Below are 10,000 nucleotides of genomic sequence, written 5' to 3'. Positions count from 1 at the left end.
ATGCCCTCCATGCTCGTACGGATGATGGTGCCGCTTGCCGTAATGATCATGAGGTCTTCTTCCGATTTCACGACCTTCAGTGCCACAACCGGTCCATTCTTCTCCGTAATATTGATGGTCTTGATCCCTTTACCGCCACGGGTCTGGCTGCGGTAGTCGCTTGCAGGCGTCCGCTTGCCGTAACCTTTGGTCGTTACAATGAGGATATCAAGCTCCTGGTCTACTACGTCCATGCCAATGACTTCATCATTGTCGTCCAGCGTGATCCCTTTCACCCCGGTCGCGCTTCTTCCCATCGAGCGAACATCGCTCTCCTTGAAGCGGATGGACATTCCTTGCGCCGTTCCCATAATGATTTCTTGCTGACCGTCCGTCAGCTTCACCTCGATTAGGGAATCGTCCTCGCGCAGATTAATCGCAATCAGACCGCCCTTGCGGATATTCACATAATCCTCAAGCGGGGTTTTCTTAACGACACCCTGGCGCGTTGCAAAGAACAGGTAATTATCGCTGTCAAAGTTCTCCACCGGAATCACGGCATTGATCGATTCGCCCTGTTCAATTTGAATCAGGTTGATGATCGGCGTTCCGCGGGCGGTACGGCTCAGCTCTGGAATTTCATAGGCTTTTAACCGGTACGCCTTCCCTTTGTCCGTAAAGAACATCAGGTAATGGTGGGAATTCGTGACGAAGAGATGCTCGACAAAGTCCTCGCTCTTCGTATCCATCCCCACAACGCCGCGTCCGCCCCGCTTCTGGCTGCGATAGGTGTTCGCAGGCAGACGCTTGATGTAACCCGTATGCGTAATGGTGATGATCACTTCTTCGCGCGGAATCAGATCCTCGTCCAGGATGCTGTCTTCCCCGACCGTAATTTCGGTACGGCGTTCATCCGCGAAGCGTTCCTTAATCTCTTGCAGCTCATCATTGATGATCTGAAGCACAAGATGCTCATTAGCCAAGATTTCACGGAGTTCCGCGATTCTGGCAAGCAATTCCTGATATTCGTTCTCGATCTTCTCCCGTTCGAGTCCGGTCAAGCGCTGCAGACGCATATCCAGAATGGCCTGTGCCTGCTCATGACTGAGACCGAAACGCTCCATCAAGCCCTCGCGGGCAGCCTCTGTGGTTTGGGAAGCGCGAATGAGGGCAATGACCTCATCGAGATGATCCAGTGCAACACGCAAACCTTCGAGAATATGAGCGCGGGCCTCCGCCTTCTTAAGTTCGAACTCTGTCCGGCGGCGGATAACGGTGACCTGATGCTCCAAATAGTGGAACAGCACGTCGCGCAGGTTCAAGATCTTCGGTTCGTTGTTCACGATGGCCAGCATATTAATGCCGAAATTCGACTGCATGGCCGTATGCTTGTACAGGTTATTCAAAACGACATTCGGGTTGACGTCCCGGCGCAGCTCAATAACAATCCGCATGCCGTTACGATCCGATTCATCGCGCAGATCCGTAATGCCGTCAATTCGTTTTTCGCGAACCAATTCCGCAATTTTCTCAACCAGACGGGCCTTGTTCACTTGATAAGGAATCTCATGAACGACAATGCGCGCCTTGTTATTATTCTCTTCGATCGTCGCCTTCGCCCGCATCGTAACGGAACCGCGGCCCGTACGATAAGCCTGGCGAATGCCTTCGCGTCCCAGAATATAACCCGCTGTCGGGAAATCCGGTCCTTGGATGTATTCCATCAGCTCCATCGGCGTGATGTCAGGGTTACGAATCATCGCCTGTACACCATCGATGACTTCACCAAGATTGTGAGGCGGAATATTGGTAGCCATCCCTACCGCGATCCCCGACACGCCGTTTACCAGCAAGTTAGGATAACGCGCAGGAAGAACCACCGGCTCCTGCTCCTCGCCGTCATAGTTCGGAGCAAAGTCTATCGTCTCTTTATTAATATCACGCAGCATTTCCATGGCAATCTTCGATAAACGAGCCTCGGTATACCGCATAGCCGCTGCCATATCGCCGTCGATGGAACCGAAGTTCCCGTGCCCATCAACAAGCATGTAACGCATGGAGAAGTCCTGCGCCATCCGGACCATGGATTCATAAACTGCGGAATCACCATGAGGATGGTACTTACCAATAACTTCGCCTACGATTCTTGCCGATTTCTTATGCGGTTTATCCGGAGCCATTCCAAGTTCGGACATCGCATACAGAATACGACGGTGTACTGGCTTCATTCCGTCCCGTACATCCGGCAAAGCCCGGCTGACAATGATGCTCATCGCGTAATCCATAAAGGACTCGCGCATCTCGGTACCAATGTCCCGATCTTTGATTTGGGAGAAATTTTCTTCCGCCATGCTGGACCTCCTTCATTTTCCTATCAACCATGCCTTGATCTATGTGAAAAAAGCAGAATAGTGATCAGAAACCTAGAAACGCACTAACCTTTATTATATTACTTTCACAAACATCGCACAATTAAACACGGGATGGATCAAGTGAAAGCATGATTTTTGCCCGGAAACCGGGATATACGCCCTGTCCTCCGTGCCCCTTTTCACATACAATGCATTGCAAAGGACTTTTCGAATCATCACATCTTTATATTATACCACTGTTTGTCATACTTGTCCTATGTTTTCCGGGCATCCCCTCTCTTGTCAGAGGCAGCCACACTCTTTTAAATCAACCGATCACACGAGTTTGTTTACGAGACAGGCAAAATCCTGTCACTCCAATCATACAGCTAAGAAAGGATGAAGATGTTTGACTATCCAACGCGTTGCAAGCAAGTGGGCGAAAACGAAAATACTGTTGAAAAACAAAGGCCTCGCCTCTTATGTTCCGGCTACCCGCCTATATTCATTGGAGACGCTTGAAGACATGCTGAATACGCATGCGCTTGTGTATATCAAGCCTGACCGAGGGACCTACGGCATCGGCGTGATGTCGGTCGAACAGCTCCATTCCCAAACCGCGGATACTGATGAAACAACGGATGCTTCCTACATGCTTCGTTACGACCATAAAACCGAAGTATTTACCTCTCTGGAGAGCCTCCATAAAACATTAAGCGCCTTGTTTCAAGGCAAGGATTATCTGGTTCAGCAAGGCATCCACCTGCTCCGTCATAAGGACCGTCCCTTTGATCTTCGTGTACTTACCCAGAAGAGTCCTTCCGGTCAGTGGGTGAGCACAGGAATAATCGGCCGGGTCGCGGCCAAAAATAAAATCATTACCAACCATCACAGCGGCGGCGTGGTTCATCACTACAAACCGCTAATGCTCGAGCATATGACGGCTGAAGAAGCAGGGAATATCCGCAGAGAACTGAATACGCTTGGAGTGAACGTCGCTTCGCAGCTGCAAAAAACGTATCCGAACCTGAAAGAAATCGGCCTGGATGTTGCGATTGACGATCGCTGGAACATTTGGATCCTGGAGGTTAATACCAAACCTGCCCTGTTCCCGTTCAAGAAATTCTTCAAGGATCCCAGCATCTACAAACAGGTAGAAAAATACGCCAATGCCTACGGACGCAACTTATCCAGCAAGAAGAAAACCAAAAAAACCGGTTAGCAAGTCTCTCTGAATCGGTTGGGTCCTGTTATGCAACGACTCGCGGCCTGTGCCCGTTATTAACGAAAAAAGGGGTATTCCCCTGAGGCCTTTACAGACCTTGGGGATACCCCTCTTTAGCTTGCAGTACTTTATACATCCAAATTCCGGACCGACTTCGCATGCTCCTGAATGAAATCCCGGCGCGGCTCCACGTTATCGCCCATCAGGGTATCAAACAACGTATCGGCCAAGATCGCATCCTCGATCGTCACCTGGAGCATCGTACGGCTCTCGGGATCCATCGTCGTCTCCCACAGCTGGCCGGCGTTCATCTCACCGAGACCTTTGTAACGCTGTACGTTGATTTTGACGTTCTCGCCGAATTCCTTGATGATCTCGTCGCGTTCTCTCTCACTGCCGGCATACCGGATCACCTTGTTGCGCTCGATCTTGAAGAGCGGCGGTTGGGCAATGTAGATATAACCCGCTTCCACCAGCTTACGCATGTAACGGTAGAAGAACGTCAGCAGCAAGGTACGAATATGCGCACCGTCGACGTCGGCATCGGTCATGATAATGATTTTGTGGTAACGGGCTTTGGAGAGATCGAAATCCTCCGCAATCCCCGTGCCCAGAGCCGTAATGATGGCTCGGATCTCCGCATTGGACAGGATGCGGTCAAGCCGCGCCTTTTCCACGTTGAGGATTTTACCACGCAGCGGCAAAATCGCCTGGAAATGCCGATCGCGCCCCTGCTTGGCGGAACCGCCGGCAGAGTCACCTTCGACGATGTACAGCTCACTGATGGAAGCGTCCTTGGAGGAGCAGTCCGCCAGTTTACCCGGCAATGCGCTGACTTCAAGGGCGCTCTTCCGGCGCGTCATCTCGCGGGCTTTACGAGCCGCTTCGCGGGCACGCGATGCTTGGAGCGCCTTCTCCAGGATCCGGCGGGAAACCGCCGGGTTCTCCTGCAGGAACTCCTGCAGCTTCTCCGCGAACAAGGATTCCACGATCCCGCGCACTTCGCTGTTGCCGAGCTTGGTCTTCGTTTGTCCTTCGAATTGCGGCTCCGGCACTTTGACCGAAATGATCGCCGTCAATCCTTCGCGCACGTCGTCACCCGACAAGTTGTTGTTATTGTCTTTGATCAATCCCGTTTTGCGGGCATAGTCATTGATGATCCGAGTGAGCGCGCTCTTAAAGCCGGATTCATGCGTTCCGCCTTCGTGCGTGTTGATATTATTGGCAAAAGAATAAATATTCTCGGTATAGCTGTCGTTATACTGAAGCGACACTTCCACCTGAATGTTATCCCGGGAACCCTCCACATAGATCGGGTCTTCGTGCAGAGCTTCCTTCTTCTCATTCAGGAATTTGACGTATTCGATAATACCGCCCTCGTACTTGAAGTAGTCGGAGGCCCCGGTACGTTCGTCCGTCAGCGTAAGCGCGATGCCCTTGTTCAGGAACGCCAGCTCACGAATCCGCGTCAGGAGAGTTGTATAGTCATAGACCGTCGTTTCCGTGAAAATCTCCGGATCCGGCAGGAAGGTTACCGTAGTCCCGTGATCGTCGGAATCCCCGATGATTTTGATGTCATATTGGGGTACGCCGCGATGATATTCCTGCTGGTAGATGTGCCCGTCACGTTTGACCTGAACCACGACTTTCGAAGACAGAGCATTCACGACCGAAACGCCGACACCATGCAGACCGCCGGATACTTTATATCCGCCGCCGCCAAATTTACCTCCGGCATGAAGGACGGTCATAACCACTTCCAGCGTCGACTTCTTCAGCTTGGCGTTCTCGCCGACCGGAATGCCGCGACCGTTATCGATAACGGTTATGCTGTTATCCTCATGGACAATGATTTCGATATGGTCGCATATTCCCGCCATCGCTTCGTCAATACTATTGTCCACAACTTCCCATACCAAATGATGCAAACCCTTGGCACTGGTAGATCCGATATACATACCCGGCCGTTTACGAACGGCTTCCAATCCTTCCAGTACCTGAATCTGATTCTCATCATATGTCGGTTGATTCATAGACATGCCTTCACCTACTTCTACAGATTCTGTTATGCCTGAGCTACAAAATGATTCGCTCGTTTCTTAAGTGTTGCAGAGGAAATCGGAGAGTAATAGACGATCGATTTCGTCACCACGATGGATTTCGGATCCTCTTCGCCAATCAACTCCACGACTTTATGCTGCTGGGCATGCGTGACGAACTGCTTGGAGATTTTCGAGGATTTCTCTATCGAGATATCGAATATCCCAACCAGCTCTGACGAACGGATGATCTTCTCTCCGCCCAAATGAATATACATATGGAATCACTCCTTAAGAGCCCACCTGTCCGTCATGGACATGAAAAATGCTGGCACCCTTCAATTTGTCGGTATTCAAACTCTCAATGCCCGTCGCCGTGATGAATGTCTGCACTTTGCTCTGGAATGTCTCGATCAATTGTGTCTGCCGGTACGGATCCAATTCAGAAAGCACATCATCCAGAAGCAGCACCGGATATTCACCGATCTCTTCCTGTATCAGCTCGATTTCAGCCAGTTTCAAAGATAGCGCCGTCGTCCGCTGCTGACCTTGAGATCCATACGTTTGGACTTCTTTGCCATTAATATAAAAAGCCAGATCATCTCGATGAGGACCTGCCAATGTCATACCGCGCCGTATTTCTTGCTCTTTCATTTGTGATAATTTTATCATAAATGTCTCAAATAAGACAGCTTCATCTTCTTCCTCCGCGTCAGCAAAGGATGGAAGGTAGTGCAAAGAGAGGTCTTCCAGGCCGTTGGTGATCCCCTGATGGATGCTTTCCGCCCACTTTTGCAGCTTTTTTATAAATTGTTTCCTCTTCTTGACGATTTTAACACCATGTTCTGCCAATTGGCTGTTCCAAATTTCAAGCATCGCCTGCTCGGCGCTGCCCTTCCCCCACAATTGCTTCAGCAGATTGTTGCGCTGAACGAGCACCTTCTGGTATTGCTGCAGATGAAACAGGTAGCTGGGGGCCACCTGCCCGATTTCCATGTCAAGAAACCGGCGTCGGACCCCCGGCGTGCCTTTGACAATCTCCAGATCCTCGGGCGCAAACATCACGACATTGAGCGAGCCGATGAAATCGCTAAGCTTCCGCTGCTCAAGCCCGTTGATTTTTGCCTTCTTCCCCTGCTGAGACAAGCTCAGCTCCAGCCTCAAAGTGCCGTACTTGCGGTCAATCTCGGCAGATATATGGGCACTGGACTGCTCGAACCCGATCAATTCGCGATCCTTGGAGGTACGATGGCTCTTCGTTAAAGCAAGCACGAAGAGCGCCTCCATCAAATTCGTCTTTCCTTGGGCATTGCGTCCGATGATCAAATTGACATCGCCAAATGCCTCAAGCTGCAGCTTCTCGTAATTTCGGTAATGCTGCAAGCTGACATTTTTGACAAACAAGCTAATCCTCTCCCTCGTCTTCCGCGCTTAGCGCCAAAGCGGCTGCGGGAGGCTATCTATTGTGCTGCCACCTGAAACGTCCCGCAATCCTCTACTTTGACGATGTCGCCGGGAACCAGTTTGCGTCCGCGCCGCTCTTCCTTCTCGTCGTTGACCAGAACTGCCCCTTCCGCGAGCAGCGCCTTCGCCATCCCACCTGTGGATACGCAATCGGATAGCTTCAAGAACTGATCCAGCTTGATATATTCACTGTGGATAAATATTTGTTTCATGACTTCGTCCTTTCATCCCTATCAACATGGGGATAACTTTAATTGGCCGTACGGTACGGCAGAATAATATATTGGCTCTTGCTGTCATCGAGCGGCTTCAGGATGATCGGGCTCATGACGCCCATGAAAGCAATCATCAGCTGTTCGCTTTCAACCACCTTGAGCACGTCCAGCATGTATTTCGAGTTGAACGAGATGCGCAGCGGCTCCCCTTTGAAATCGATAAGGTCCAATTCTTCGCGAACTTTACCAAGCTCGGAGGAGCTGGAAGAGATTTCGATGCCGCCATGCTCCATCGTTTGGAGAAGAACAATGTTCGTTTTCTCCTCTTTGGAGAGCAGGTAGGCACGGTCGATCGACTCGCTTAATTTTTTTGTGTCCAAAACCAGTTCTGTTTTATGCGAGGTTGGAATAATTCTAGAAGTATCGGGATAAATGCCGTCCAATATACGGGAATAGAACAGAACACGGTCAATTTTAAATAATACCTGATTATCCGCGACAACGATATCAACCAGCGTATTTTGGTCCGGAATGATTTTGCTCAGCTCATTCAGCGTTTTGCCCGCAATCACGACATTGTTGAACGAAATGCCGTCAGCTCCCTCAAGATGGGCGGAGCGAGTAGCCAGTCTGTGACGGTCCGTGGCCGTAAATTTCAGCTCATTGTCGTTCAGACTCCATAATACACCCGTCAAAATAGGCGTGGTTTCATGTGTGGAAATGGAGAATACCGTTTGTTTGATCATGTTTTTCAACAGATCCCCTGGCAAAGAAACGGTTTGGCTGCCCTCGATATTAGGCAATACCGGGAATTCCTCCGGATCCAAGCCGACCATCTGGATTTCCGTGGCCCCCGAAGAAATAAAGGTCTGGAAGTTTTCTTTGACCTCCATCTGAATTTCCTGAGAAGGCAGTTTCTTGATGATTTCAACGAAGAATTTGGCTGGCAGCACAACGCTACCAGGCTGCTCTACCTGAACGATGGTATGCTTCTCATCCTCCGCAGGAATAAACGATTGAATGGAAATATCCGTATCGCTGGCTGTTAGCGTGACGCCCGAATACGTGACATCCAGTTTAATGCCGCTGAGGATCGGAATCGTGGTTCGGCTGGAGATCGCCTTCGATACGTGTTGAATGGATTCGTTTAATACATTTTTTAATATACTGATTTTCATCAAGTTCACTCCTTACGGAAAAATGAGAGGGGGTTTTTCTCTTGGCGAAAGCCAAGGGGATTCCCCTCTTTATGGTTAATTTATTTATTAATTATTATTAGTAATAGTAATAGGGACACTGAATATGTGGATAAGCCTCGTAAAAGGCATAAAATTAAGCCTATCCACATGTGTATAGATTGTGCATAGGCTTTGAACTTGTTCAGGTTGGATTTTTGATTTTCTCCGTAATGTTATTGACCACTTTGAAAAGCTCCTGGTCCGTTTTCAGAGATTGGGTAATCTTCTCATGGGCATGAATGACAGTGGTATGATCCCGGCCTCCGAATGCCTCTCCGATCTTGGGAAGGGAATAGTCGGTTAATTCGCGGGACAAGTACATGGCAATTTGCCGCGGAAACGCGACGGCTTTGGTCCGTTTGCGGGCTTTGAAGTCTTCCAGTCTCAGGTTGTAATACTCGCCGACCTTTTGTTGGATATCCTGAATCGTAATCATTCTCGGCCGGCTGGACGGGATGATATCCTTCAAGGCTTCGGCTGCCAGATGCGTTGTAACGTCCTGATTGGTCAGGGAGGAATAAGCGACGACACGGATAAGGGCACCTTCAAGCTCACGAATGTTCGTATCGATCTGATTGGCGATATACATCATGGCTTCGTTCGGAATATCCAGATTCTCGGCCTTGGCCTTCTTGCGAAGGATGGCGATCCGCGTCTCCAGATCCGGCGGTTGAATGTCGGTGATCAATCCCCATTCGAAACGGGAACGGAGCCGTTCTTCAAGCGTCGGGATCTCCTTGGGGGGACGGTCACTGGATATGATAATCTGCTTCCGCTCTTCATGCAGGGCGTTAAACGTATGGAAAAATTCCTCCTGCGTCGATTCTTTCCCGGCCAAGAACTGGATATCGTCAATGAGCAGAATATCAACGTTGCGGTACTTGTTGCGGAAGCTTTCTGCGCGGTTGTCCCGAATGGAGTTGATGAACTCGTTGGTGAATTTCTCGGAGGAAATGTACACGACTTTGCTGCTGGGATTGTGCTCCAAAATGTAGTGGCCGATGGCATGCATCAAGTGCGTTTTTCCAAGACCTACTCCACCATATAGGAATAACGGGTTATACGCCTTAGCCGGAGCTTCGGCAACGGCGAGCGAGGCAGCATGTGCGAACCGGTTGCCCGAACCGATGACAAACGTGTCAAACGTGTACTTCGGGTTCAGCATATGGGACTGAATTTCTTCACCGGATATTTCAAGCGGCGGCGAGGGCTGCTGCGGAGCAGGTTCGTGTGCCTTCGTCTCTTCGATCACGAAGCGAACGTCGACCTGCTTGCCCACCACCTCCAGCACGGTTGCACTAACCAGCTTGGTGTATCGGCTCTCCAGCCATTCCACAGCAAACGTTGTCGGCGCGGAAATGACGACGGAGTGATCGTTAATGGTCAATGCCTTGGTAGCTTTAAACCAAGTGTCAAAACTCGGTTTGCTCAGCTTGGTTTGTATGATCGATAATATTTCTTGCCATAATTCGGAAGTATGGCTTTCCAA

At 50.1% G+C, this 10,000-nt stretch carries 8 protein-coding genes (1 of these 8 cut by a window edge); 1 reads left to right on the top strand and 7 read right to left on the bottom strand.

The annotated features are described in order from the left end of the window. On the bottom strand, positions 1-2,330 hold the 5' portion of the coding sequence (gene gyrA, locus AC3RCL_RS00040) for a DNA gyrase subunit A (RefSeq protein WP_012818297.1). 175 nt of this gene lie to the left of the window's left edge; 2,330 of the gene's 2,505 nt are visible here — the first part of the coding sequence; its start codon is at positions 2,328-2,330; its stop codon lies beyond the left edge, outside the window. Between the two features lie 409 nt (positions 2,331-2,739). Here gyrA and AC3RCL_RS00035 point away from each other — a divergent pair, with 409 nt between their 5' ends. After that, positions 2,740-3,552, top strand: a complete 813-nt coding sequence (locus AC3RCL_RS00035) for a YheC/YheD family protein (RefSeq protein WP_096777278.1) — start codon at positions 2,740-2,742, stop codon at positions 3,550-3,552. 131 nt (positions 3,553-3,683) lie between these two features. Here AC3RCL_RS00035 and gyrB read toward each other — a convergent pair whose 3' ends face one another. From gyrB to dnaA, 6 genes are all read right to left on the bottom strand, one after another. Then, on the bottom strand, positions 3,684-5,594 hold the full coding sequence (gene gyrB / locus AC3RCL_RS00030) for a DNA topoisomerase (ATP-hydrolyzing) subunit B (protein ID WP_096777277.1): 1,911 nt from the start codon (positions 5,592-5,594) through the stop codon (positions 3,684-3,686). 26 nt (positions 5,595-5,620) lie between these two features. Beyond that, a complete protein-coding gene (remB, locus tag AC3RCL_RS00025; protein ID WP_007129241.1) occupies positions 5,621-5,872 on the bottom strand; it encodes an extracellular matrix regulator RemB in 252 nt (83 codons plus the stop codon). A gap of 13 nt (positions 5,873-5,885) precedes the next feature. Then, positions 5,886-6,998, bottom strand: a complete 1,113-nt coding sequence (gene recF / locus AC3RCL_RS00020) for a DNA replication/repair protein RecF (protein ID WP_009591496.1) — start codon at positions 6,996-6,998, stop codon at positions 5,886-5,888. A 56-nt stretch (positions 6,999-7,054) separates the two neighbouring features. Further along, entirely contained in the window at positions 7,055-7,270 is a 216-nt protein-coding gene (gene yaaA / locus AC3RCL_RS00015) for a S4 domain-containing protein YaaA (protein ID WP_009591516.1), read from the bottom strand. Positions 7,271-7,308: 38 nt separating this feature from the next. Then, entirely contained in the window at positions 7,309-8,451 is a 1,143-nt protein-coding gene (gene dnaN / locus AC3RCL_RS00010; protein ID WP_012818292.1) for a DNA polymerase III subunit beta, read from the bottom strand. A gap of 202 nt (positions 8,452-8,653) precedes the next feature. Then, positions 8,654-10,000: a chromosomal replication initiator protein DnaA gene (gene dnaA, locus AC3RCL_RS00005; RefSeq protein WP_009591521.1), complete on the bottom strand. Its 1,347-nt coding sequence runs from the start codon at positions 9,998-10,000 to the stop codon at positions 8,654-8,656.

Source organism: Paenibacillus sp. MT86 (assembly GCF_058792535.1).
This window is presented reverse-complemented; position numbering and strand designations above follow the sequence as displayed.

Coding starts and splice junctions, on each gene's coding strand:
- gyrB (WP_096777277.1), bottom strand. CDS start 5,594: ATGTCTATGAATCAACCGACATATGATGAGAATCAGATTCAGGTACTG.
- dnaN (WP_012818292.1), bottom strand. CDS start 8,451: ATGAAAATCAGTATATTAAAAAATGTATTAAACGAATCCATTCAACAC.
- remB (WP_007129241.1), bottom strand. CDS start 5,872: ATGTATATTCATTTGGGCGGAGAGAAGATCATCCGTTCGTCAGAGCTG.
- yaaA (WP_009591516.1), bottom strand. CDS start 7,270: ATGAAACAAATATTTATCCACAGTGAATATATCAAGCTGGATCAGTTC.